Source organism: Amycolatopsis sp. WAC 04182, from assembly GCF_003947465.1.
Taxonomy (GTDB): domain Bacteria; phylum Actinomycetota; class Actinomycetes; order Mycobacteriales; family Pseudonocardiaceae; genus Amycolatopsis.
In genome coordinates, this window is the sequence record NZ_QHJJ01000001.1 from 423,988 (window position 1) to 446,581 (window position 22,594).

23 protein-coding genes are annotated in these 22,594 nt (G+C 71.0%); 11 read left to right on the forward strand and 12 right to left on the reverse strand.

Annotated elements, in window-relative coordinates:
- Nucleotide 1: 1 nt before the first annotated feature.
- Complete coding sequence (gene eccD / locus DMH01_RS02005) at nucleotides 2-1,384, reverse strand: type VII secretion integral membrane protein EccD (protein WP_125673411.1); 1,383 nt, start codon at nucleotides 1,382-1,384, stop codon at nucleotides 2-4.
- Between the two features lie 102 nt (nucleotides 1,385-1,486).
- Here eccD and DMH01_RS02010 point away from each other — a divergent pair, with 102 nt between their 5' ends.
- Nucleotides 1,487-2,896, forward strand: a complete 1,410-nt coding sequence (locus tag DMH01_RS02010) for a protein kinase (protein ID WP_125673412.1) — start codon at nucleotides 1,487-1,489, stop codon at nucleotides 2,894-2,896.
- A 74-nt stretch (nucleotides 2,897-2,970) separates the two neighbouring features.
- Here DMH01_RS02010 and DMH01_RS02015 read toward each other — a convergent pair whose 3' ends face one another.
- From DMH01_RS02015 to DMH01_RS02030, 4 genes are read right to left on the reverse strand one after another with little or no spacing between them, the layout of a single operon-like run.
- On the reverse strand, nucleotides 2,971-5,142 hold the full coding sequence (locus tag DMH01_RS02015) for a transglutaminaseTgpA domain-containing protein (RefSeq protein ID WP_125673413.1): 2,172 nt from the start codon (nucleotides 5,140-5,142) through the stop codon (nucleotides 2,971-2,973).
- A complete protein-coding gene (locus tag DMH01_RS02020; protein ID WP_125673414.1) occupies nucleotides 5,139-6,266 on the reverse strand; it encodes a DUF58 domain-containing protein in 1,128 nt (375 codons plus the stop codon). Before DMH01_RS02020 ends, DMH01_RS02015 begins: the two co-directional genes overlap by 4 nt.
- A gap of 2 nt (nucleotides 6,267-6,268) precedes the next feature.
- Nucleotides 6,269-7,222 carry a MoxR family ATPase gene (locus tag DMH01_RS02025; protein WP_125673415.1) on the reverse strand — a complete coding sequence of 318 codons (954 nt, stop codon included), beginning with the start codon at nucleotides 7,220-7,222 and terminating at the stop codon, nucleotides 6,269-6,271.
- Complete coding sequence (locus DMH01_RS02030) at nucleotides 7,219-9,333, reverse strand: fibronectin type III domain-containing protein (protein WP_125673416.1); 2,115 nt, start codon at nucleotides 9,331-9,333, stop codon at nucleotides 7,219-7,221. The genes DMH01_RS02025 and DMH01_RS02030 overlap by 4 nt, the downstream gene beginning before the upstream one ends.
- 127 nt (nucleotides 9,334-9,460) lie before the next feature.
- Between DMH01_RS02030 and DMH01_RS02035 the strand changes: the two genes are divergently transcribed.
- Nucleotides 9,461-10,777: a type VII secretion protein EccE gene (locus DMH01_RS02035; protein ID WP_125673417.1), complete on the forward strand. Its 1,317-nt coding sequence runs from the start codon at nucleotides 9,461-9,463 to the stop codon at nucleotides 10,775-10,777.
- On the opposite strand, the gene DMH01_RS02040 is transcribed toward DMH01_RS02035, so the two are convergent.
- Nucleotides 10,770-11,246: a TspO/MBR family protein gene (locus DMH01_RS02040; RefSeq protein ID WP_125673418.1), complete on the reverse strand. Its 477-nt coding sequence runs from the start codon at nucleotides 11,244-11,246 to the stop codon at nucleotides 10,770-10,772. The two genes, DMH01_RS02035 and DMH01_RS02040, sit on opposite strands and share 8 nt — an antisense overlap.
- A gap of 86 nt (nucleotides 11,247-11,332) precedes the next feature.
- Here DMH01_RS02040 and DMH01_RS02045 point away from each other — a divergent pair, with 86 nt between their 5' ends.
- Together DMH01_RS02045 and DMH01_RS43485 are read left to right on the forward strand one after the other, a co-directional pair.
- The gene (locus DMH01_RS02045; protein ID WP_125673419.1) at nucleotides 11,333-12,082 is read left to right on the forward strand and encodes a nucleotidyltransferase domain-containing protein; all 750 of its coding nucleotides are present in this window, start codon (nucleotides 11,333-11,335) and stop codon (nucleotides 12,080-12,082) included.
- An 82-nt stretch (nucleotides 12,083-12,164) separates the two neighbouring features.
- The gene (locus tag DMH01_RS43485; RefSeq protein WP_005159680.1) at nucleotides 12,165-12,290 is read left to right on the forward strand and encodes a hypothetical protein; all 126 of its coding nucleotides are present in this window, start codon (nucleotides 12,165-12,167) and stop codon (nucleotides 12,288-12,290) included.
- Between the two features lie 362 nt (nucleotides 12,291-12,652).
- Here DMH01_RS43485 and DMH01_RS02050 read toward each other — a convergent pair whose 3' ends face one another.
- Both DMH01_RS02050 and DMH01_RS02055 read right to left on the reverse strand, forming a co-directional pair.
- Entirely contained in the window at nucleotides 12,653-12,841 is a 189-nt protein-coding gene (locus tag DMH01_RS02050; RefSeq protein ID WP_125673420.1) for a hypothetical protein, read from the reverse strand.
- Nucleotides 12,842-12,902: 61 nt separating this feature from the next.
- Nucleotides 12,903-13,517 (reverse strand): HSP18 transcriptional regulator, encoded by a 615-nt coding sequence (locus DMH01_RS02055; RefSeq protein ID WP_125673421.1) that lies wholly within the window; start codon nucleotides 13,515-13,517, stop codon nucleotides 12,903-12,905.
- 105 nt (nucleotides 13,518-13,622) lie between these two features.
- On the opposite strand from DMH01_RS02055, the gene DMH01_RS02060 reads away from it, so the two are divergent.
- The 3 genes from DMH01_RS02060 to DMH01_RS02070 all read left to right on the forward strand — a co-directional run bounded on the left by DMH01_RS02060 (nucleotide 13,623) and on the right by DMH01_RS02070 (nucleotide 15,310).
- Entirely contained in the window at nucleotides 13,623-14,063 is a 441-nt protein-coding gene (locus DMH01_RS02060; protein ID WP_125673422.1) for an Hsp20/alpha crystallin family protein, read from the forward strand.
- A gap of 75 nt (nucleotides 14,064-14,138) precedes the next feature.
- The gene (locus DMH01_RS02065) at nucleotides 14,139-14,519 is read left to right on the forward strand and encodes a DUF6292 family protein (protein WP_125674285.1); all 381 of its coding nucleotides are present in this window, start codon (nucleotides 14,139-14,141) and stop codon (nucleotides 14,517-14,519) included.
- Between the two features lie 53 nt (nucleotides 14,520-14,572).
- On the forward strand, nucleotides 14,573-15,310 hold the full coding sequence (locus DMH01_RS02070; RefSeq protein ID WP_125673423.1) for a decarboxylase: 738 nt from the start codon (nucleotides 14,573-14,575) through the stop codon (nucleotides 15,308-15,310).
- Here DMH01_RS02070 and DMH01_RS02075 read toward each other — a convergent pair.
- Nucleotides 15,300-16,085 (reverse strand): SigB/SigF/SigG family RNA polymerase sigma factor, encoded by a 786-nt coding sequence (locus tag DMH01_RS02075; protein ID WP_199745380.1) that lies wholly within the window; start codon nucleotides 16,083-16,085, stop codon nucleotides 15,300-15,302. The two genes, DMH01_RS02070 and DMH01_RS02075, sit on opposite strands and share 11 nt — an antisense overlap.
- Nucleotides 16,086-16,287: 202 nt before the next feature.
- On the opposite strand from DMH01_RS02075, the gene DMH01_RS02080 reads away from it, so the two are divergent.
- Together DMH01_RS02080 and DMH01_RS02085 are read left to right on the forward strand one after the other, a co-directional pair.
- Complete coding sequence (locus DMH01_RS02080; protein WP_125673425.1) at nucleotides 16,288-16,620, forward strand: plasmid stabilization protein; 333 nt, start codon at nucleotides 16,288-16,290, stop codon at nucleotides 16,618-16,620.
- Nucleotides 16,621-16,631: 11 nt separating this feature from the next.
- Nucleotides 16,632-18,074, forward strand: coding sequence for an aminotransferase class I/II-fold pyridoxal phosphate-dependent enzyme (locus DMH01_RS02085; protein ID WP_125673426.1), 1,443 nt, complete (start codon nucleotides 16,632-16,634; stop codon nucleotides 18,072-18,074).
- Here the strand turns inward: DMH01_RS02085 and DMH01_RS02090 are convergent.
- Nucleotides 18,071-18,412, reverse strand: coding sequence for an STAS domain-containing protein (locus DMH01_RS02090; RefSeq protein ID WP_125673427.1), 342 nt, complete (start codon nucleotides 18,410-18,412; stop codon nucleotides 18,071-18,073). The two genes, DMH01_RS02085 and DMH01_RS02090, sit on opposite strands and share 4 nt — an antisense overlap.
- 67 nt (nucleotides 18,413-18,479) lie before the next feature.
- Here DMH01_RS02090 and DMH01_RS02095 point away from each other — a divergent pair, with 67 nt between their 5' ends.
- Nucleotides 18,480-18,857: a VOC family protein gene (locus DMH01_RS02095; RefSeq protein ID WP_125673428.1), complete on the forward strand. Its 378-nt coding sequence runs from the start codon at nucleotides 18,480-18,482 to the stop codon at nucleotides 18,855-18,857.
- Nucleotides 18,858-18,941: 84 nt separating this feature from the next.
- The gene (locus DMH01_RS02100) at nucleotides 18,942-19,724 is read left to right on the forward strand and encodes a GAF and ANTAR domain-containing protein (RefSeq protein ID WP_125673429.1); all 783 of its coding nucleotides are present in this window, start codon (nucleotides 18,942-18,944) and stop codon (nucleotides 19,722-19,724) included.
- A gap of 63 nt (nucleotides 19,725-19,787) precedes the next feature.
- Here DMH01_RS02100 and katG read toward each other — a convergent pair whose 3' ends face one another.
- A complete protein-coding gene (katG, locus tag DMH01_RS02105) occupies nucleotides 19,788-22,022 on the reverse strand; it encodes a catalase/peroxidase HPI (RefSeq protein WP_125673430.1) in 2,235 nt (744 codons plus the stop codon).
- Nucleotides 22,023-22,046: 24 nt separating this feature from the next.
- Nucleotides 22,047-22,472, reverse strand: coding sequence for a Fur family transcriptional regulator (locus DMH01_RS02110; protein ID WP_125673431.1), 426 nt, complete (start codon nucleotides 22,470-22,472; stop codon nucleotides 22,047-22,049).
- Between the last annotated feature and the right edge of the window lie 122 nt (nucleotides 22,473-22,594).

Below are 22,594 nucleotides of genomic sequence, written 5' to 3' on the forward strand. Positions count from 1 at the left end.
TTCAGCCCCCCAGCCCGCGCACGTAGCCGTACAGGCCGAGCACCGAGCACGCCACCGGGACGACGGCGATCGTCACCAGGATCTCGAAGTACTCGGCGATCCGGCCGAGGTACGGGTTGGCGGCGCGGGTGCTCAGCACGACACCGGAGGCGATCACGCCCGCCGCCACCGCCAAGGACAGCGGTCCGGCGAGGACGAGCAGCAGCGAACGGTCCGCCATGAGCGGACCAGCCAGCAGGCAGCCGGCACCGAAGATCCCGGTCACCAGCACCAGCAGCCGCTGCCGCAGGATCGGGTACAACCGCGCCCGCACCAGGAAACCGGCCGCGAGCAGGGCGACGAGCACGACCGCGGCCTCGCTGTCGCTGCGGATCAGCTGCAGCTGGCAGTACATGACGACGATCGCCGCGCCGCCCAGCATCCCGGTGAGCAGCGCGTCCGCCCTGGCGACCGCGGCGTGCACGAGATCGAGCGGCGGCTGGGGATCGTCGCGGACCAGGTCCGCGGTGGACCGCGGCAGCACCGGCATCGGCACCCGGCCGAGCCGCAGCGCCAGCGGCGCGAACGTGGTCGAGAGCACGAGGACCCCGCCGCCGAGCACGGCAGCCGACCGGTATCCCGCCAGGTCGTCGAAGGTGGCGAGCCAGCCGCCGAGCACCCCGAGCAGGCCGACGGTGGCGGCCCCCGCGAACAGTTCGGGCGCGGCGATCACCCCGAGATGGCCGACGACGGCCGCGAGCAGCAGCGCCGCGCTCGCCAGCAGCAGATGGCCGGCCGACAGCGCGCCGATCGGGTCGTCACCCGCCAGCAGCAGACCGCCGCCGACGAAGGCGAACGGAAGCGCGACGGCGGCGAGCACCGCCCCGGCGCCGGCGTCGCGCAGCGCCCGCGCGAGCAGGACACCCGCGGCCAGAAGCAGCGCGGAGACCGCCAGCGCCCAGGACGCCGGTGACGTCCACGGCGGACCGGCGCGCAGCACGGCGAGCAGACCGAAGGACATCGCCACCCCACCGACCGCGAGTCCGGCCTGCCGCGTGTGCCGCGGCCCCCAGGCCTTGCCGGTGCGGCCGGAACCGGTGGCGATCGCGTCCACCAGGTCGTCGTACTCGGGTTCCGGCCATTCGGCGCGGCGCGGCGTCAGATGGAGGATCTCCCCGTCCCGGACCCGGTGCGCACCCAGCGTCCGGTCCAGATCGAAGGGTGTCCCGTCGGCGCGGCGCAACTGCCAGCCGCCGCCGGCGACCCCGTCGTCCGCCATGCCCTCGCCCGCCCGCGCGAGCAGGCCGGGGAGGATTTCGGCGACGGACGCGTGTTCCGGCAGCGCCATGTCGATGCGCCGGTGCGGAGTGGTGATGGTGACCCTGACCAGGCCGGCAGTCTGCATGGGAAAAGGGTCGGCCAGCGGTCCGCCCGCCGGGCCCTCGCGGCAGGAACCTGCCGCCGGGAAAGTACTCCGGATCCGGTCTTCTTGCGCGACAATGGGGTCATGAGCATCGAGACAGGAGTCGGCGGACCGAGGCTGCTCGCCCAGGGCCCCATCGCCACCGTCTACGCGGGCCGGGATCCCGCCGCGGGCAACGACTTCGCGATCAAGATGTTCCCCGGCGCCTTCGACCGCGAGACCTCCGCGTGGCTGGAACGCGAGCGGAAGGCGCTGGCCGCCGTGCGCTCGACGCGCTCGGTGCTGCAGATCGACGACGTCCTGACCGACGCGGGCGGCCGATCCGGTGTCCGCCGCGAACTGTGCCCTGGTTCACTCGCCGGTCTGCTGGATTCCGGTGCCAGGCTGGGTGTTCCCGACGTGCTCGCGCTCGGCGCCGCGATCGCGTCGGCACTCGCGGCGGCGCACGGCGCGGACGTCGTGCACGGCGGGGTGAGCCCGCACAACGTGCTGTACCGCGTTTCCGGCGAATTCGTGCTCGCCGATTTCGGGGTCGCCCTGCGGCGGCGTTTCCCGCGTGATCCGATGTACGCGGTGGAGTACACCGCACCGGAAACCCTGCGCGACGACACGCTTTCCCCCGCGTCCGACCTTTATGGACTCGGCGCGGTGCTCTACGCCGCGTTGACCGGCACCCCGCCCTTTCCCCGGCACACCGGGCAACAGCCCGGCGAACGGATCCTCCAGGTACTGCGGGAACCGGTCGCGCCGATCCAGGACCCGGGTGTCCCGAGGGAGCTTTCCGCCACGATCCTCCGGTTGCTGGCCAAGGAACCGGCCGACCGGCCGCAGGACGTCGCGTCGCTGGCGAGGTTGTTCACGAAGCTGCGGCAGCCCGGCGGCGAAGTCGTCACCGGGGAACCCGTCGACGTGCCGGCCGAAGAGGAAGACGCCGACGTCGAGTTCGACGACTTCGCCGTGGTCCAGCGGCAGCCCGCCGCCGCACCGTCGCCGGTCCAGGTGGTGCAGGCGCCGCCCTCGGGCGGCCGGACCCTGATCCGCGAGTTCAGCGGACCGCTCAAGACCGAGCGACGGCTTCCCTGGAAGCCCGTCGCGCTGGCGGGCGCCGGAGTGCTCGCCGCCGGGCTGGCCGTGGTGCCGCTGGTACTCGGCCCGGCGGAGATCGGCGGGCAGGCCGTCCCGGTCGCGGCCGCGATCCCGCCGCCCGCACCGGTTTCCGCGCCGGCGCCGGACGTCAAACTGGCGCTCGCCCCGCCGCGGGACCAGAGCGATCACGTGCAGCTGACCTGGACCGCGGAAGGCGAACTGGACTTCGTCGTGATCATGGCGGGCGAGCGGCTCGAGACGAAACAGCTCGTCGCCCACCGCCAGCGCAGCCTCGACGTCCCGGTCGACCCGGCGCGCCGGTACTGCTTCCAGCTCAGGGCGACCGACGGCCGCCACATCTACACCACCGAACCGGTCTCGATCCGCGGCGCCCGCTGCAGCCCGTGAGCTGAAGGGGACTTTCCCCGCATAGCACGCGGTGAAGGGCGCTTTCCCCCCATGCCATGCGGGGAAAGCGCCCTTCAGCCCTCTTTACGACCCTTGACCGGCACCAGGGTTCGCGGCTCGAGTGCCGCCAGCACCCGAGCCGCGAACGGTCTGGCGGCCAGGCCCCGGCGTACCTCGCCGACTTCCTGCCACGCCTTCCGGACCGCGCCGTCGCCGACCGGGACACCGGACCACAGCGTCACGTCCAGCACCTTGGCCAGCCTGGCGACCGGCTCGCGGATCCCTTCCCCGGCAAGCGATCCGGCCGATTCGGCGAGATCGCGCGGGGTCATCCCGATCCGGAACGGCACCCCGTGCGCGCGCAGCCGGTCGCGGATCTCGTCCCAGGCGCCGAGCACGCCTTCCTCACCGGTCCGGCGGCGGCGCCGTCGGGCGCGGACCGCCTTCGCCGCCGGAACCCCCACGAGCCACAGGAGTCCGAAAAGGACGATCGCACCCGCGAGGGCCGGCCACCACCAGCTCACCCCCGCTTCCGCGTTCTGGTCTTCGGCGGAGTCCGGCTGCGTTCCCGGCGGGAGCTGAGGCGGCCGCAGTTGCTGTTCGGCGGGCAGCTGGGCCCTCGCCTTGGCGACCGCCTTGCCGGGGCCCGCCTGGCTCCGGCTCGACCCGGCCGCCGCGGCGGTGGGGTCGAGCGCGACCCAGCCCGCCCCGGCGACCGCGACTTCGGGCCACGCCAGGACATCGCGGTTCCGGACGACGTGCGTGTCACCGTCCTTCTCGGCCGTACCGCGGAATCCGACGACGAGCCGCGCCGGGATACCGCTCATCCGCGCCAGGACCACATACGCGGCGGCGAACTGCTCGCTCGTCCCTCGCTTGCTTTCCAGCAGGAAGTGCCGAAGCTGCGGCCAGCCGTGCCCGGTCGGCAGTTCCTCCGTGCCCGTCGCGACCTGATAGTTCGTGCTGAGGAACCGTTCCAGCTGCAACGCGGACTGGAACGTCGGGCGCAGACCGCGCACGGCGTCTTTCGCCACCTGCTCGACGTCGGGCGGCACCGCGCCGAGTCCGCCGAGCCCGCCCGGCGCGCGCGCGTCGACTTCACCGGAACCGAGATCGACCTCGGGCGAGGACCAGCTGAGCCGGTAGTCCCGCACCGAGCCGGCCGACGGTGATTCCAGCATCAGCGTGCCCGCGGCCTGGTCCACCAGCGGGGTCAGACCGTCCACCCCGGTCAGATCCCGATGACTCGGCAGCCAGGGTCCCGAAAGCCCGCGCACCTTGAGTTCGGCGCTGCCACCCGTACCGCCGGGAGCACCGTCCAGACCGGCACCGAGCCGGTGGAGCCGCGAGTCGGAGAGCCAGTTCGCGCCGTCGAAACCGTTGAGCACGATCAGGCGCCACTGGTCGACCGGGGTGTCGCCGCGGTAGCGGAACACCTCCTCGCCGGGCTGGATGAGCCGCTGGGCGATCTCGTCCAGCGGGTTGCCGACCCTGCTCCGCGGCGGCGGCGCGGCCTGGGTGTCCTTGAGGGTCAGCGGATCGCGGCCGACGGGATCGAGCGCGGCGAACGCGACCGACCCGGCGACCAGGGCGACCACAGTGGACAGTGCGGGCCAGACCGCCGATCCCGTCACCCGCCAGGAGCGCGGCACGCCGGGTGCCCGGCTCACGGACCGGACGCGGCGCCCCGACCACAGCAGGAGCCCGGCGGGCAGCGCGAATCCCAGCGCCGCCGCCACCGCGACGAGACCCGTCAACGCCTGATACGCCTGCGCCAACCCGGCGACGGCCAGGCTGGGCACGAGCGCCACCAGTGGCTTCTTCAGCCGCAGCAAGACTTCCAGTCCGAGCACGACGGCGAGCAGCACCGACAGCGGGACGAACAGCAGCTGTTCGGGGACCGGCAGCGCGGGCCAGGTGGACTGCAACGTGAGCCGCCAGCCTTCGGTGAAGCCGCGCGCCAGCCCGCGCACCGAAGCGCCGGTCGGCAGGAAGGCGAGCGTGGTCGACGTCAGCACCGTCTCGATCAGCCCGAGCAGACCGAGCACCGCGACGAGCAGAGGCCGGTAAGGAGTCAGTTCGGGGAACTTCGCGGTCAGTTCGACGCAGCCGTACGCGAGCAGGACGACGACGAGCACCGGCACGAGCAGTTCCGCCCAGCCGAACACGGGCGCGAACAGCAGCCCGGCGACCCCCGTCGCGCCGAGCAGCCCGGCGACCGCGAGCCGATCGAACCGGGCGCTCATGCCTTCCCCACCAAGGAGTTCCACTGGGCCGCGGCACCGGCGGCGTCGACCGCGACGATCACGCCGCCGGAGCCGGCCGACGGCCGGAGGTCACCGAGCCGGACCACGGTGTCGGGCCGCCAGCGGGCCGTGTGGCCGAGATCGGCGTCCGGGCCGGTGATCACCACGAGCACCCCGCCGGGACGTTCGGCGGCGGCGAGGGCGGAGGGCAGCAACGGCGCGCCGTCCGCCGCGTCCTGGGTGACGAGCGCGAGTTCGTCCAGCAGCGTCCTCGCCGCGCGCACCCCGCTGTCGGTCAGCTTGTCCGCACCGGCGGAGGTGATCAGGCGGCAGTGCTGCCCCGCCGACGCCGACGCGTAGAACAGGGAGGCCGCCACCTCGACGGCCTCTTCGAAAACGGCGGGCGTCATCGACGCGGGCCGCGTGTCGAGCACGGTGGTGAACCGGGGCTGGGCGGGGTCGGCGTACTCGCGGACCATGAGCCGCCCGGTCCTGGCCGTCGCCTTCCAGTGCAGATGCCGGACCTCGTCGCCGATCACGTACTCCCGTACCGCGCGCAGATCCGCCGAACCGCGCAGCGGCGGGTCGGTGATCGGGCCTTCGTGGTGGTGCCTCGGGTGCCCGGCCTGCGCCGCGCGCACCGCGTGCCGTCGCGGGTGCACCCACAACCACGCGGAGTCCCCGACGGTCCGGTCGCCGCGGGCGAGGTCGAACAGGTCGGGCCGATGCACCACGAGCGGGCCGACGCGCAGCTTCCCGCGCGTCGTGGTCGGAAGCTCGTAGTGGTACGTCGCCTCGGCGCCGGGCGCGAGCGGGCGGACCCGCAGGCGATGCGTTTCGTTCCCGATCCCGTCCCCCGCGGCGAAACCGCCGTGCCGCCGCGAACCGGTGTTGCGCACGACGAGCGACGCCAGCGCGGGCTTCCCCCGCTCGACCCGGTCCGGCTGGACGGTCCGGCCGATCTCCACCTGTGGCTTGAACCTGGTGGTGACCAACGCGATCAGCACCGCGCCCGCCGCGATCCCCGCGAAGGCACGGAAAAACGTGTACCCGGCCAGTTCGCCGAGGGCGTAGGACCCGGCGGCGAAGGCCAGCACGATGACGCCGCGGCGGGTGAGCCGCACGCCTACCTCCCCATCGCGGCCATGGGAGCGGCCGTCGCGCCCAGGAGTTCGTCGACGATGTCGGCGGTCCGCCGCTGATTGAGTTCCGCGTCGGGGGTCAGCACGAGCCGGTGGTCGAGCACCGGATGCGCGACGTCCTTGACGTCGTCGGGGGTCACGAAGTCGCGGCCGAAGGTGGCCGCGAGCCCTTGCGCCGCCCGGATCAGCGCGATGCTGCCCCGCGGGCTCGCGCCGTAGCGGACGTCCGGATGCGACCGGCTCGACGCGGCCAGCCGCACCGCGTAGTTGACGATTTCCGGTGCCAGATGGGACTTCCGGACCTCGTCGATGACCGACTGGACGTCGGCGATGCTCAGCACCGGCTTCAGTTCGTCCGGCGTGACCCCGGCGCAGTCGCCCATCACCACGCGCATCTCGGATTCCAGATCCGGGTAGCCGACCGAAATACGCATGAGGAACCGGTCCAGCTGCGCCTCGGGCAGCCGGTAGGTGCCTTCCAGTTCGATCGGGTTCTGCGTGGCCACCACGAGGAACGGCCTCGGCACCGCCTGGCCGACCGAATCGACGGTGACGCGGCGTTCGGCCATCACCTCCAGCAGCGCGGCCTGCGTCTTCGGCGTACCCCGGTTGATCTCGTCCGCCAGCACCACGTTGGCGAAGATGCCGCCGGGGTGGAACTGGAAGCGTTCGGCGTTCTGGTGGTAGACCATCACGCCGGTGATGTCGCCGGGCAGCAGGTCGGGGGTGAACTGGATCCGGCTCCACCGGCCGCCGATGCTGGCGGCGACACAGCGCGCGATCGTCGTCTTCCCGACGCCGGGCACGTCCTCCATCAGCAGATGCCCTTCGGCGAACAGCGCCGCGACGGTGAGCCGGACGACCTCCGGTTTGCCGCGCACCACCGATTGCACGTTCTCGGCGATCTGCTCGTAGGCGACCCTGGGTGTGAGCGTCACAGAACTTCCTTTTCCTTTCGCCGGCGCAGGCCGACCAGTGCCATCGGGCCGAGCCAGAACAGCGCGCCGCCGTTCACCGTGGGCACACCTCGCCAAGTGTCCGTGGCGGTACCCGCGGAGGTCTTGATGGTCGCGGTGATCGTGATGGAGCCGACCCAGGCAACGCTGGGGATGGTCAGGGTCGTGGCCCCGGAACAGGCCGTCGGCTTGGTCTCGCTGAAGAACTCGGCCGTGCAGGTCGCGGGAACGCCCTTCCCGTTGGCGTTCACGGAAACGTACAGGGCGTTGTCCTTGCCCCGAACCTGGGTGATCGTGATGGTCGGCGGCCCCGAGGCCACCGGCACGGTGATCTTCCGGCTGCCGGCGGCGCCGTTGATCGCCGCTCCCGAGCCGAACTTCGTCACCGCGCGGACCGTGACGGTCGCGGTGCCGGTGACCCCGGTGAAGTCCGCGGACGTGCCCGAAACCGTGCGCTGGCCCTTGCCCGTCACGCTGACCAGGTAGTGCACCAGCGTGCCGCCGCGGAGGTCGGGCTGGGTCCAGCTCACCGACACGTTGCCGGCCGCGGTGGCGTTCGCGGTGACGACCGGCGCCCCGGCGGGCCGGTTCGCGGGTCCCGGGACGACCGCCTTGGCGCTGGCGCCGGGGCCGATCCCCGCCGAGTTCTCCGCGACCACGGTGAGCACATACGGGGTTCCGTTGCGCAGCCCGGAAATCGTCGTCCCTCGTGACGATCCCGCGACTCGCGTGGACCCTCCGGTCCAGGTCACCCGGTAGCCGGTGATCCGCGCGCCGTTGTCCGCGGCCGGGCTCCACGAGACCTTGATCGAGCCGTCCCCGGACGACGCGCTCACCTTCCTCGGCGCGCCGGGCGGAGTCGCCTTCGCCACCGGCGGGGGCGCTTGCTGGGTGTTCGGCGGAGCCTGCTGCTGGTGCTGCTGAGGCGGGGGCTGGTCGCCGGACGGTTCCGGTCCGGCCGACGGCGCGCCCGCCGTCTGGCTGTTGGCCGCCTTGTCGACGTCGACGTCGACCACCGTGCCGTTGTCGCCGTTGACGACCAGGACGTGCGAACCGTCGGAGCTGTCGACGTAGATCCGGTTGTCCTCGCCCTTGGCCAGCCTCGGCGCCGTTCCCTGGCCAGGGACCTTCGTGGTGGACCGGAGCTTGCCGGTGGCGTCGTAGGTCAGCACCTCGCCGCGGGTCTCGTCGACCATGGCGACGACGTTCGACGACGAGAGCGGGCCGTTGAACCGGCTGCCCTTGGACAGCTCGACCGAAATCGGCTTCGCGGACGGGCGATCCTGGTCGAGTCCGCTGATGTCGATGAGGTGGAGCTGGTTGCGCTCCGGGTCGGCGATGGCCAGCCGGTCACCGACGGCGCTGTTCGCGACCTGCGCCGACGGCGAGAGCTTGATGCCGAGCGGAAGACCGTCGCCGAGCCCGTCCGGGCCGACGCGGTGGAGGCTGTCGCCGGTGGTGTCGAGCACGACCGGCCGGTCGCCGACGAGCGTCAGCCCGCCGCCGTGTCCGGGCGGGAGCTGCGCGGGGCAGGTCATGACGGCGGCGCCCTTGGGCAGCTCGCAGACCGAGCCGTTGTCGACGCGGTGCGTCCACACCGTTCCCTCGGTCGTGGCGACCGGCCGGGACAGTGGCCCCCCTGCGGGCACTGTCGCGGCCGGGTCCCCGAGCCGCACGATCTGGCCGGCGTTGCGGTAGACCAGGTACGGACCGCCCGCGATCTCCAGCACGAACGGGGTTTCCGGCGCGGGCGGCGGCACGGACTCCTCCACGCTCAAGGTCGCCTTGTCGAACTCCGTGATGCGGTTCCGCTCGACCACGTAACCGGAACCGTCCCCCTGCGCGACCTGGCTGCCGTTCGCCCCCGGCACGTCCGCGCGCGCGTCGACGCGGTTCGTCGAGCCGTCGACGTGGAAGGCGGACTGGGCAGCGTCGTTGTAGACCCAGTGGCCGACCTGGACGAACTCCAGCCGTTCCGGGGTCGCCGCTTGTCCGGTCACGGCGAGGCCGACCAGCGCCAGGCAGCCCGCGACCACCAGCGCCACGGCCATCCGCGTCCTGGCCACCGCGCTGAACCGCTTCTCGGTGTTCACGCGATCAAGCTAGAGAACGACCATGAAATTTCGATGAAACAGCCTGTCTCGGGCTCGGGGCGCCGTGTCATCGAAACCTCATGTTGGGCGGGGCAGCCTGAGGCGACACGGTTGAGGAGGCAGGACGATGACCGATCCCGGCGCGGCCAGGACGAGCGGGCGGTATCACGCGCCGCCCCCGCCGCTTCCCCGAGCCGCACCGGCCGCACCGCGGGCCGCGGCCGTATCCGATCCGCTCGCCTACGCCGCGCCCGCGGCGCGGGCCGCCGCACGCGAGGCCGCGCTGGCGGCGCTCACCGCCGCTCGTCAGGCGGAGCAGCGACCGCGAGGATTCGCGGCGGTACCCGTCGCCTCTCCGATGCCCGGTACGCCGCGGCCGAATCCGCCGGCGCCCGTTCCGGTGCGGCGATCCGCACGGTTCGGCGGGATCGGGGTGCCGCAGATCGTCTGCTGGCAACTCGTCCTCGTCGCGGTCGTCCTGGTGTCGGGGCGGCCATGGCCGCTGGTGGCGACGGTGCTCACGGCCGCCGTCGTGGTCCTCGCGCTGACCACCGTGCGGATCCGCGGACGCTGGCTCTACGCCTGGCTCGGTTCGGCGTCCGGCTATCTGACGCGGGACCGCGACCGGGATCTCCGGAACGCAGGTGAAGCCGGCCGGGCGCTGCTGCGCCTGCTGTCGCCGGAAGCGACGGGGACGGCGGGCGAGATCGGCGACGAGACGGTGTTCATGGTCAGCCGCGCCGACGGGGTCACCGCTGTGCTGCAACCGAAATCGGCCGTCCGCGAGCAGCCGATGCCGTCACCGCTGACGTTGCTGCCGCCGGCCAGGGAACAGGCGTCGGACGTCGCCGCGCAGGTCATCCACCACGTCGGCGCGGACCGTTCACGGCCGCCGCGGGGCTGGGTCGCGTTGCAGGCGCTGCGCACCGTCGACGTCCACCGCGACGCCGACGTGCGGCAGGCGCTCGGGAACACGGTCCGGCGGGTGCGGCGGCTGCTCCGTCGCGACGGACTGCCGGTGCGGGCGCTCGCCGAGAACGAGGTCCTCGGCGTGCTCGCCTCGCTGGCGCACGTCACGGCGGGCCGGGCGCGCATCCGCGAGGACTGGCGGTTCTGGCACAGCGGCCCGATCTGCCAGGCGACCTTCCGCCTCGACGGCTGGGACACGCTTTCCCCGGTGCTCACGGCGGATCTCTCGCGACGGCTGCTCGCCGCCGCGCCCGGTTCCGCGGTGACCCTCGCCGTGACCGCCCGCCGGAGCGCCGCCGAGACCGAACCGCGCGTCAGCGCCTCGATCCGGATCGCCGCCGCCGGACCGCAGGCGGTGGAACACGCGGTGCGGGATCTGGAGCTGGCCGCCCGCCGGGGCGGGCTCACCCTGGACCGGCTCGACGGCAGGCACGCCAAGGGAGTGGCCGCCACGCTTCCGCTCGGGGTCAGTTGAGCACGACGATCGCGGCGGTGAGCGCGGTCGCGTACAGCGTCCAGGCGAGGTACGGCAGCAGCAACGCGGCCGAAAGCCGGGAGGACCGGCGGAAGTGGAGGGCGGTGACGACGATCGCGACGTCGAGCAGGACGATGTCGGCGAGGGCGAGGCCGTAGGCGCCGGCCGCGAAGAAGAGCGGCGTCCACGCGGCGTTCAGGAGCAGTTGGACCGCGTACCAGATCAACCCGCGGCGTTCGCCACCCGATTTCCAGTACAGCCAGCCCGACACCGCGATGGCGAGATACAGGACCGTCCACACCGGACCGAACAACCACGCGGGCGGCGCGAACGACGGCCGGTCGAGTCCACTGTAGACAGAACGCGCGCCGGCCGCGGCGAGCCCGCCGACGAGCGCGACCACCGCGACCGCGGCCAGGAACGGGAGTAACGCCAGCGGCGCGCGGAGTCGTCCTGGGATCGCGGTCATCTTTCGAGCGTACGGCCGAGGCCACGCTCCCGCGCGCTCAAAACCCGTCGCGTCCGGGCGGGCGCGACCCTAAACTCGTCCGCGCGATGAACGACGACACTTTCCTCGCCCACGTGGCGGACACCCTGGCCGCGCTCCCCGCGGTGCACGCCGTCGCCCTCGGCGGCTCACGCGCGCAGGACACGCACAGCCCGGGCAGCGACTGGGATTTCGCCGTCTACTACCGCGGCGGCTTCGACCCGGCGGACTTGCGCGCAGTCGGCTGGGACGGCGAGGTCTCCGAACTCGGCGCGTGGGGCGGCGGCGTGTTCAACGGCGGCGCCTGGCTCACGATCGACGGCAGGCACGTCGACGTCCACTACCGCGACCTCGGCTCGGTCGAGCACCATCTCGCCGAAGTCCGGGAAGGCCGGTTCCACTGGGAGCCGTTGATGTTCCACCTCGCGGGCGTCCCGAGTTACCTGCCCGTCGCCGAACTGGCGATCAATCGCGTGCTGCGCGGCGACCTGCCGCGGCCGGACTACCCGGAAGCGTTGCGGGAAACGGCCCCGGCGATGTGGCGAGGCCGCGCCGAGCTGACCCTGCGGTACACCCGGGGTGCCTTCGTCCCGCGCGGGCAGGCCACGGAGGTCGCGGGCGCGCTGGCCACCGCCGCGATGGAAACGGCGCACGCGATCCTCGCGGCCCGCGGTGAGTGGGTCACCAACGAGAAACGGCTGCTGCGGCGCGCGGGATTGCGCGAGATCGACGCGGTGATCGCGGGTCTGCGCGCGGATCCGGACGCCCTCGCCAAGGCGGTGGACGACGCGGAGGCGCTGTTCCGGGCGGCCGCCTGAGCCTTGTGGCGCGCGTCACGGAATGACCGGCGATCTTCAGCGCTACAGAGAGGTAAGACCCGTTCCGTACCAAGGGAGTGACATGTCCGCCACCGCCACGCCGGAAGAAACCACTCTGGCCGTCCCCGCTCTCGACGACTTCGACTTCCCGCTCACCGATGGTGCCGCCTGCCGCATCGACGACCCGGACTGCGAAGCCTGCCAGTAGGGCTTGCCGGTCGCGTAGTCCGTGAAGGCCTCCTTGCCTACCTTGAGGGTAGGGAAGGAGGCCTTCACGGCGTTCCCGGACCGAGTGGGCCAGCCGGGCATGTCGCCAAAGCCACTTTCGGGACGTCTGATGTCCCGAAAGTGGCTTTCGCAACACGCCATACCCGAACTGGCGCAGCGTTCCATGCTGTGGAAAGGCTGCCCCGCACGGCGGGCTGAAAGCGTCCTTCACCGCGTGACACGCGGCGAAGGGCGCTTTCGTCACATCTGATGCGGCGAAAGCGTCCTTCGGCCCACCTGGTCCCGTATGACGTCGCACAACTGGGTCGATGGCCAGCTTCGCCACCCAACCGCGTGCGGCCTTCAGTTCACGCGCCCGTCGACGGCCGCCACGATGAGTTCGGCGCACCGTTTGACCGGCAGCCCTCGTTCTCGCGCCATCGCCTCAAGGGCCGCATGGGCGGCCTGCCCGTGCAGGCCTTCCGCGGCCAGCACTTTCAGCGCCAGCTCCACGACGTCGGCGGCCGGCTGGGAATCGGGTCGGACCAGCATCGAAGACCTCCCGCGCGCTCGGCGAACGGCACCGGATACCCGCCCGGCGCCGTGTTCACACTCACCGTGAAGAGTTGCGATCCCTCCTGTCGTCGACGGCGGACCGCCGCACCTGCTCGGTGTGCATCCCGATCTCGCCGAGCCGCTCGGCGAAGCCGGTGTGCTCGCGAGGCAGATGGGCGCGCAGGTCGGCCAGCGGCGCCAGGAGTCCGGTGACGTCGTCCTCGCCGAGCACCGCGCTCAGCCGGTCGGCGCTTTCCCTGGCCTTGGCGTTCAACCCGTCCAGCGCACCCGCCTGACCGGCCAGCTGCCGCAGGATCGCCGAATTACGCCTCGCCCACTCGGCCACCGCGCGATCACCCGCCCGCCGGTCGCGTTCCGCGTCGACCCGCGCCTCCCCTGTGCTCTCCCCGCCGTCGGACGGCCGCAACCGCAGGAACCGCCGCTCCGCCGCCTGACGGCTCGCGACCCCCAGCGCGGGCGCGAGCGCCGTCCAGCTGGTGCCGCCCGCGCGAGCGGCCGCGATCAGCTCCGGCTCCCAAGCGGACAGTTGCTCACGGACCGCCTTCAACGCGACCAGAGCGGCCAGGAGCCGCTCTGGTTCCGAGACACCGGAACGGGCCTCGGCCACGACATCGCGCACGGTGCGCACGGTCTGGGCGGGGTCTTCGTCCATTCTTGTCATCCAATCGACGACTCGGTGGTTGTCATCGTTCCGATGACATGTTAGAACAGTAGTGCGTGTTGACACCAGTGACAACGACCCAGGAGGTGGAACCCGATGTTGATGCGCACCGACCCGTTCCGCGAGCTGGACAGGCTGACCCAGCAGATGTTCGGCGCCGCGAACCCGGGCACCTGGTCCAAGCCGGCCACCATGCCGATGGACGCGTACCGCGAGGGCGACCAGTTCGTCGTCTGCTTCGACCTTCCCGGCGTCACCGCCGACGCGATCGAGCTGGACGTCGAACGCAACGTCCTGACCGTCAAGGCCGAACGGCGGCCCATCGCCGGCAAAGACGTCCAGATGCAGGTTTCCGAACGTCCGCTCGGTGTCTTCTCCCGCCAGCTGTTCCTCGGCGAGGCCCTCGACACCGACAACATCTCCGCCGGCTACGAGGCGGGCGTGCTGACCCTGCGCATCCCGATCGCCGAGAAGGCCAAGCCGCGGCGTATCGAAATCACGGGTTCCACGGCCGACCGCAAGGAGATCCAGGCCTGAGTGCCTCGTCCGGTGCGGGCCGGGCGCCCGCACCGGACGAGGCCGGGGAAAGAAGGGAAGTCCTCGTTGCTCACCATGCCTGTCCGCCACCCGCACACGCGCGACGCCGTGTGGGGGTATCTCGCCGAAGTCACCGAGGCCCTCGGCGTCGGCCTCGAATCCTGTACCGTCGACCACGACAGCCCGGTTTCGGCGTACGTCGCGCTCGACGAGCGGCTCCCCACCCATCCGGAGCGTGACGTCGCCCTGCTGTGGGACGAGATCCACGGCTGGGCCGTGGCGATCGAGACCCACTCCGGCGAGGATCTCATCGTCCTCCGCTATCTGGGCGGGAAGACCGCCACCCCGCGCCCCGCGCAGGTCGCGCGTTTCCTCAAGGCCGTCCGCGGGGACGACCACCGCGTCGGGCAGCTCACCCCGCCGGATTTCGGCGTCCTGTCCGCCGCGCACGAGTGACCGCGGCTCGCGTCGGGTACCTCCGAAGGGCTTCGACCCGGAAGGAGTGAGCCGTGCCCAGGATCGGCCTGTTGTACCCGACGCGGGACTGCGGTGAGGACGATTTCCTCGCCCTGGCGGGAAAACTGGATCCAGACCTCGCCGTGGACTTCGCCTATGTCCCGTGGGGCGACGACATCGGCCGGGTCGAAGACCTCGACGCGGCCGGAAAACACGAAGCCGTCCGTGAGCTCGGCGAGCCTGGCTGGCTTGTGGCCGCCGCGCGGTTCGGCACGGCACCGGACGTCGTCAGCTGGGCGTGTTCCAGTTGCAGCTTCACGCGCGGCCTCGATGGCGCGCTCGAACAGTCCCGCGTGCTCGGCGAACGGCTCGGTGTTCCCGCGCGCAGCACTTCGCTGGCATATCTCACCGCGCTCGCCCACTTGGGCGCCGAGCGCGTGGCGCTCGCCTCGGTCTATCACCGCGACACGACCGCGGTCTTCGTCGATTTCCTCGCGGAGGCGGGTGTATCCACCGTTCACTCGGTCTCCGCCGACGCCCCCTCGGACCGGGCGCTCGCGGCCTGGGACGGCCGCCGCATCACCGAACTCGCCGCGGCGGCCGACCACGACGAGGTCGACGCGCTGCTGATTCCCGAAACGGCTCTGCACACGACGCCGTTGCTCGAAGAACTCGAAAACGGCCTCGGCAAACCCGTGCTCACGGCCACCGCGGTCACCCTCTGGGATTCCCTGCACGCGCTGGGGGCCCCGCCGGTCCGGCAGGGTCTCGGCGCGTTGTTCAGTCGTTGAGCTTGCCGCGCAGCTCTTGCAGGATCTTCGTGAGCAGACGGGAAACGTGCATCTGGGAGATCCCGACGCGTTCGGCGATCTGGGACTGGGTCATCCCGTCGAAGAACCGCATCGTGACGATCGCCCGCTCCCGCTCCGGCAGCCGCTGGAGCAGCGGGACCACGGTGTGCCGATCCTCGATGTGCTCGAAGCGGGAATCCAGCTCGCCCACCACGTCGGACAGCGGTAGCGAGCCCTCGCCGTCGTTGACCGGCCGGTCGAGGGACGACGTCTGATAGCTGTTCGCGGCGAGCAGGCCTTCGCGGACGGTGTCGACGTCCACGTCGAGATACCCGGCGAGTTCGGTGGGGGTCGGCGCACGACCGAGGGTCTGGGTCAGCTCCGTGGTCGCCCGCGAAAGCCGGGTGCGCAGTTCCTGCATCCCGCGCGGGAAGTGGACCGCCCAGCCGGTGTCACGGAAGAAACGCCGCACCTCGCCCATCACCGTCGGCACCGCGTACGCCAGGAAATCCCCGCCCTGACCGGGATCGAACCGGTCCACGGCCTTCATCAGGCCGATCCGCGCCACCTGGATCAGGTCTTCGCGCGGTTGCCCGCGTCCGCTGAACCGGACCGCGATGTGCTCGGCGATCGGCAGCAGTTCGAGGATCAGGCGTTCCCGCAGGTGTTCCCGTTCCGGGTGACCGGCGGGCAAAGCGGCCATCTCGTCGAACCAGGGACGGCAATGGGAGTAATCGTCCTTGCGCCGCGTACGGCGGGCGCGAGGAGCCGGGATCACGTCCTCCCGCAGGACGACGTGATCGATGTCTTCCATGAGCGACGTAGCGTTCACCAAAGTCACCTCTCCCCGTGTCGCCGTACCGATACCCGGCCTGCGGAATCGGTAAACATCGCCCGCGGCGCTGCCCTGGACGGGTGATCTTCCGATTGGCCGCTGGGCCGAACGGGTATCCGCAGGTCAAGACGAAGGAGGAGCCGTGCCTGAACAGAGCTGGAGCGACAAACGCGAACGTCAGTACGAGCACATCAAGTCCTCTCAGAAGAAACGCGGCGCGAGCAGCGGCCGCGCCGAGGAGATCGCCGCACGCACGGTGAACAAGAACCGCGCCCAATCCGGTGAATCCAAGACCGCGAGCAAGAGTTCGACCAAGGACAAGTCGCCGCAGAAACGCGGCGGCGAACGGTCCGGCAACCGGAAGGGTCCCGGCGGGCCGACCAAGGACCAGCTCTACAACGAAGCGAAGAAACGCAACATCAAAGGCCGGTCCAGCATGACCAAGAAGGAACTGCAGAACGCCCTCGGCCGCTGATCGGAGGCAGGATGGACCACTCGCGCGCACCGGTACTGGAAGCCATCGAGTCCTACCGCCGCGCGGGCGGGCTGGCCTTCACCCCACCGGGGCACAAACAGGGCCGCGGCGCGGATCCGCGCGTGCTGGACCTGCTCGGCCGTGACGCGTTCGCGTCGGATCTGCTCACCCTCAACGGGTTGGACGACCGCCGGATGTCGCGCGGCATCCTCAGCGAGGCGCAAAAGCTGATGGCCGACGCGGTCGACGCGGAACACACCTTCTTCTCCACCTGCGGGAGTTCACTCTCGGTCAAGAGCGCCATGCTCGCCGTCGCCGGCCCGGGTGAACGTCTCCTGGTGTCCCGCAACGCCCACAAATCGGTCGTCGCCGGGCTGGTGATCAGCGGGGTGCACCCGGTCTGGGTCCGCCCCCGGTACGACGAGGAGCACCATCTCGCGCATCCTCCCGGCCCGGAAGAGGTCGAGGCCGCGCTGGCGGAGGCGCCCGGCGTCAAAGGCATGTTGCTGATCACCCCGACCGACTACGGCACCTGCGCCGACATCCGCGGGGTCGCCCGCGCCTGCCATGCCGCGGACAAGCCGCTGATCGTGGACGAGGCGTGGGGTGCCCACTACCCGTTCCACGACGACCTGCCGACCTGGGCGATGGACGGCGAAGCCGACCTCTGCGTCACGAGCACGCACAAGATGGGCGGCGGGCTCGAACAGGCGTCGGTGTTCCACCTGCGAGGCGACCGGGTCTCCCCCGACGTGCTCAAGGCGAGGGAGGACCTTCTCGGCACCACGAGCACTTCCGCCCTGCTGTTCGCCTCCCTCGACGGCTGGCGCAGGCAGATGGTCGAACACGGCGAAGAACTGCTGGGCAACGCGCTGGTGCTGGCCGCCCGCGTGCGAGCGGAGATCGAAGACATCCCCGGGCTGCACGCCTTGGCCGGGGAATTCCACCCGCTCGCCTTCGAACACGACCCCCTCAAGATCGTGGTCGACGTCTCCGGGCTCGGCATCACCGGCTACCAGGCGGCCGACCATCTCGCCGAACGTCATCTGCACACCGGCCTGTCCGATCACCGGCGGATCGCGGTGCAGATCACCCACGCGGACGACGAGGAAACGGTGTCCGCTCTGCTGCACGGCCTGCGCGGGCTGGCAGGTCACGATTTCGAGCGGCGACCGGCGGTCGACCTGCCTTCGGCCGCCGAACTGACCCTGGAGATGCGGATGCTGCCCCGCGACGCGTTCTTCGCCGACGCCGAGCATGTGCCGCTCGACAAGGCCGAGGGACGCGTCAGCGCGGAGATGGTCAGCCCGTACCCGCCGGGTGTCCCGGCGATCGCTCCCGGTGAAGTGTTCACCGACGCGATCATCGATTATCTCCACACCGGCGTCCGCTCCGGCATGTTCATCTACGACGCCGCGGATCCCGAGCTGGGCACGGTCCGCGTCGTCGCTTAGGTGGTCATCTTCAGGGTCGGCGACAGGCCGGTGAGCTCGATGGCCCGCCGCAGCACCTTGGACGGCGCGAAGGTCAGGTCGATCCCGGCTTCCTCGCAGTGCTGATTCAGCTGCACCAGCACGGAAAGACCCGAGGAATCGCAGAAGCCGACGCCGGTCATGTCGATCACCGCGGCGCCGGGACCGTCGGCCAGCAGCTTGGCGAGCTCGGCCCGGAGCCGAGGGCTGGTCGCTATGTCGATGTCACCGGCCACCTCGACGGTGATCGCGTCTTCCGAGCGGGCCGTCTCGACCACGACGAGAGGAGCGGCCTGCCCGGCTTCGGTATCGATCGCCATCCATCGAAGGTAGAAGGGCGCAGGCAGGACCGCAACCGTCGCGCCGGGACCGGGCTATCCTCGCCGGATGGCCTGCCGTATCACCGAACTCGTCCTCGACTGCGCCGACCCGGTCCGGATGGCGGCCTTCTGGTGCGAAGTGCTCGGCTACGTCGAAATCGGCAAGGACGGCGACGACATCGAGATCGGGCCGCCCGGCGTCGGCTTCGGCGGACCTCAGCCCACGGTGATCCTGAGCCGCAGCGACGATCCGAAGCCGGGCAAGCTTCCTCTGCACCTCGACGTGAACCCCACCGACCGCGATCAGGACGCGGAACTGGAGCGGTTGCTCGCCGCCGGGGCGCGGCCCGCCGACGTCGGCCAGACGGGGGAAGAGTCGTGGCATGTGCTCGCCGACCCCGAGGGAAACGTGTTCTGCCTCCTCCGCGCCAGGGTCGACCCCTGACGCACTGTCCACATAGGACTCGATTGACGGATGGCGCCGCGGGGTATCCGGTGGAGAACACCGAATACGACTGGATGGTCAACGATGGCGGACGAACGACGGTGGCAGCGCGACAAGGCCGGTTTCGGCTCCGGCGAGGACACGTCGGCCGGTCCGCTGGCCGAGCAGTTCGTCGAACTCACACGTCTGCTGCTGACCGCTTCGACGCCGGCCCAGGTGCTGCACCAGATCGTCGCCGCCGCGTACCGGGTCGTCCCGGGCGCGGACCTGGTGTCGGTCACCCTGCGTGCCCCGGACGGGACCTTCCACACCCCCATCTCGACCGGCGAAGTGGCGCTGGAGCTCGATGAAGTGCAGTACCGGGCGGGCACGGGCCCGTGCGTCGACACCGCCGACGGCGAAAGCCCCGGGTACGTCCGCAGTGAGGACCTGAAGGCCGAGAAGAGGTGGCCGGACTTCTCCCGGGCCGCCGTGCGGCACGGGTACACCGCGATCCTGTCCACCCTGCTGGTGCCCGACGCCGCTCCCCCGAGGCTGCCCGGCGCGCTGAACATCTACAGCAGCCGCCCCGGGGCCCTCGATTCGCAGGCCCAGGACACCGCGTTGCTGCTGGCGACCCACGGCTCGCTCGCGCTGGCGACCACCAGCGCCGTGAGCCGGGCGGAACTGGAAGCGAGCCATCTCCGGCGAGCCGTCGAATCACGCGACGTCATCGGGCAGGCGAAGGGGATCCTCATGCAACGACGCGGCCTGACCGCCGACGAGGCCTTCGACCTGCTGCGGCGCACCTCCCAGGACCTCAACGTCAAACTCGCCGAACTCGCCCGCACCCTGGCCGCCCGGCACACCGAGCTCGACACCCCGTGAAGCGCGTGAAGGCCCCCTTCCCGCGGCTGAGCCGAGGGAAGGGGGCCTTCACGCGCGACGACCTCAGCCGAGGTCGAACCGGTCCAGTTCCATGACCTTGGTCCAGGCCTTGGCGAAGTCGGCGGCGAACCGCTCGCGCCCGGCCTGGCCCGCGTAGACCTCGGACAGCGCCCTCAGCTGGGAGTTCGAGCCGAAGACGAGGTCGACCGCGGTGGCCGTCCACTTCACCGCGTCCGTGCCGACGTCGCGGATCTCGTACACGTTCTCCTCGGACTCCGACACCTTCCACTGGGTGCCCGGTGAGAGCAGGTTGGTGAAGAAGTCGTTGGTGAGCACGCCCGGCCGGTCGGTGAACACACCGTGCCGGGTGCCGCCGGTGGTGATCCCGAGCGAACGCAGGCCGCCGACGAGGACGGTCATCTCCGGGGCGGTCAGGTCGAGCATGTACGCGCGCTCGACGAGCAGGACCTCCGGCTGGAGCTTCTCCTCGGGACGCAGGTAGTTGCGGAACCCGTCGGCGCGCGGTTCGAGCAGCTTGAACGACTCGACGTCGGTGTCCTCCTGCGTGGCGTCGGTGCGGCCGGGGTGGAACGCCACGTTCACCTCGGTGCCGGCGTCGCGCGCGGCCTTCTCGACGGCGGCGGTGCCCGCCAGCACGATCAGGTCGGCCAGCGAGATCTTGGCGCCACCGGCTTCGTTGAACTCGCGCTGGATGCCTTCCAGCTTCTCCAGGACCGTCCTGAGCTGCTCCGGCTGGTTGACCTCCCAGTCACGCTGGGGTTCCAGACGGATCCGCGCGCCGTTGGCGCCACCGCGTTTGTCGGTGGACCGGAAGCTCGCCGCGGCCGCCCACGCCGTGCCGACCAGCTGGGCGACCGTGAGCCCCGACTCGAGCACCTTCGTCTTGAGGGCGGCGATGTCGGCGTCCCCCACGAGCTCGTGGTCGACGTCCGGCACCGGGTCCTGCCACAGCTGCGGCTCGGGGACCCACGGTCCCAGGAAGCGGCTGACCGGGCCCATGTCGCGGTGCAGCAGCTTGTACCAGGCCTTGGCGAAGGCGAGGGCGAACTCGTCCGGGTTCTCCAGGAAACGGCGCGAGATCTTCTCGTACGTCGGGTCGACGCGCAGCGCCAGATCCGTCGTGAGCATGGTCGGCTTGTGCTTCTTTGCCGGGTCGTGCGCGTCCGGGATGATCGCCTCGGCGTCCTTGGCGACGTACTGCTTCGCGCCGCCGGGGCTCGTGGTGAGCTCCCACTCGTAGCCGAAGAGGATCTCGAAGAACCGGTTGCTCCATTGCGTCGGCTTGTCGGTCCACGTCACCTCCAGACCGCTGGTGATCGTGTCGGCGCCCTTGCCGCTGCCATGAGTGCTCAGCCAGCCGAGGCCCTGTGTCTCGATCGGGGCGGCTTCGGGCTCCGGGCCGACGTGGTCGTCGGCGATACCCGCGCCGTGGGTCTTGCCGAAGGTGTGGCCACCGGCGATGAGCGCGACGGTCTCCTCGTCGTTCATCGCCATCCTGGCGAAGGTCTCGCGGATGAAATGCGCCGCCGCGGCCGGGTCCGCGTTGCCGCGGGGTCCCTCGGGGTTGACGTAGATGAGGCCCATCTCGGTCGCGCCGACGTCGGGCACCATCTCGGTGTCAGTGGCGTAGCGCTCGTCACCCAGCCAGGTGTCTTCCGGACCCCAGAAGATCTCCTCGGGCTCCCAGGTGTCCACCCGGCCGAAGCCGAAGCCGAACGTCTTGAACCCCATCGATTCCAGCGCGACGTTCCCGGCGAGCACGAGCAGGTCGGCCCACGAGATCCGCTGGCCGTACTTCTCCTTGACCGGCCACAGCAGCCGCCGCGCCTTGTCCAGGTTGGCGTTGTCGGGCCAGCTGTTGAGCGGCGCGAACCGCTGCGCGCCGTCCCCGGCGCCGCCGCGGCCGTCGTGGATGCGGTAGGTACCCGCGGCGTGCCAGCTCATCCGGATCATCAGGCCGCCGTAGTGGCCGAAGTCGGCGGGCCACCAGTCCTGCGAGGTGGTGAGCACCTCGACGATGTCCCGTTTCAGGGCTTCGACGTCGAGTTTGGCGAATTCCTTGGCGTAGCTGAAGTTCTCGCCGAGCGGGTTGGCCTTGGGCGAGTGGGCGTGCAGCACCGACAGATCGAGCTGGTTGGGCCACCAGTCCTTGTTGGTGCGCGGGCGGCCCCCCGTTTTCGGGGTCGGCGAGTCGATCGCCGGGTTCTCGCTCTCGCTACCGTGCGCGGTCACGGAGTCGTGGGCCACCGGGCAGCCCTTCTCCGGGGTGTCACTCATTTCTTTCCTTCCGGGCAGGCGAATTCATCGCTGGACGGGGTCGGCCGCGCAGCCGGGGCACAGGCCCCAGTAGACGACCTCCGCCTCGTCGATCACGAACCCGTGATCGGCCGAGGCGGTGAGACAGGGGGCATGGCCGACGGCGCAGTCGACGTCCGCGATCGCACCGCAGGAACGGCAGACGACATGGTGATGGTTGTCCCCCACCCGGGTCTCGTAGCGGGCGAGCGCGCCGGCCGGCTGGATACGCCGGATCAGACCCGTTTCGGTGAGCGCTCGCAACACGTCGTAGACCGCCTGGTGGGAGACCGTGGGGAGGTCGGCCCGCACCAGCGCTAGCACCGTTTCGGTGTCGACGTGAGGATGATCGCGCAGCGCCGCGAGCACGGCCAGCCGGGGCCGAGTCACGCGCAGCGAAACCGCTCGCAGCTGTGCCTCGAAGTCGGACATCACCAAGGACGATAAGAGCGTCTTTGGAACGGGTCAAATCAAGCACCCCGAGGAGTGACGGCCGGTTTCGGACCGGGCCACGCCGGGTAGCCGGTGAACCGGGCCATGACTTGCGTGAGGTG

What these genes read in the sequence shown, in the direction of transcription:
- eccD (WP_125673411.1), bottom strand. Translation starts at nt 1,384, where the DNA reads ATGCAGACTGCCGGCCTGGTCAGGGTCACCATCACCACTCCGCACCGG.
- DMH01_RS02010 (WP_125673412.1), top strand. Translation starts at nt 1,487, where the DNA reads ATGAGCATCGAGACAGGAGTCGGCGGACCGAGGCTGCTCGCCCAGGGC.
- DMH01_RS02015 (WP_125673413.1), bottom strand. Translation starts at nt 5,142, where the DNA reads ATGAGCGCCCGGTTCGATCGGCTCGCGGTCGCCGGGCTGCTCGGCGCG.
- DMH01_RS02035 (WP_125673417.1), top strand. Translation starts at nt 9,461, where the DNA reads ATGACCGATCCCGGCGCGGCCAGGACGAGCGGGCGGTATCACGCGCCG.
- DMH01_RS02040 (WP_125673418.1), bottom strand. Translation starts at nt 11,246, where the DNA reads ATGACCGCGATCCCAGGACGACTCCGCGCGCCGCTGGCGTTACTCCCG.
- DMH01_RS02045 (WP_125673419.1), top strand. Translation starts at nt 11,333, where the DNA reads ATGAACGACGACACTTTCCTCGCCCACGTGGCGGACACCCTGGCCGCG.
- DMH01_RS43485 (WP_005159680.1), top strand. Translation starts at nt 12,165, where the DNA reads ATGTCCGCCACCGCCACGCCGGAAGAAACCACTCTGGCCGTCCCCGCT.
- DMH01_RS02050 (WP_125673420.1), bottom strand. Translation starts at nt 12,841, where the DNA reads ATGCTGGTCCGACCCGATTCCCAGCCGGCCGCCGACGTCGTGGAGCTG.
- DMH01_RS02055 (WP_125673421.1), bottom strand. Translation starts at nt 13,517, where the DNA reads ATGGACGAAGACCCCGCCCAGACCGTGCGCACCGTGCGCGATGTCGTG.
- DMH01_RS02060 (WP_125673422.1), top strand. Translation starts at nt 13,623, where the DNA reads ATGTTGATGCGCACCGACCCGTTCCGCGAGCTGGACAGGCTGACCCAG.
- DMH01_RS02065 (WP_125674285.1), top strand. Translation starts at nt 14,139, where the DNA reads ATGCCTGTCCGCCACCCGCACACGCGCGACGCCGTGTGGGGGTATCTC.
- DMH01_RS02085 (WP_125673426.1), top strand. Translation starts at nt 16,632, where the DNA reads ATGGACCACTCGCGCGCACCGGTACTGGAAGCCATCGAGTCCTACCGC.
- DMH01_RS02090 (WP_125673427.1), bottom strand. Translation starts at nt 18,412, where the DNA reads ATGGCGATCGATACCGAAGCCGGGCAGGCCGCTCCTCTCGTCGTGGTC.
- DMH01_RS02095 (WP_125673428.1), top strand. Translation starts at nt 18,480, where the DNA reads ATGGCCTGCCGTATCACCGAACTCGTCCTCGACTGCGCCGACCCGGTC.
- DMH01_RS02100 (WP_125673429.1), top strand. Translation starts at nt 18,942, where the DNA reads ATGGCGGACGAACGACGGTGGCAGCGCGACAAGGCCGGTTTCGGCTCC.
- katG (WP_125673430.1), bottom strand. Translation starts at nt 22,022, where the DNA reads ATGAGTGACACCCCGGAGAAGGGCTGCCCGGTGGCCCACGACTCCGTG.
- DMH01_RS02110 (WP_125673431.1), bottom strand. Translation starts at nt 22,472, where the DNA reads ATGTCCGACTTCGAGGCACAGCTGCGAGCGGTTTCGCTGCGCGTGACT.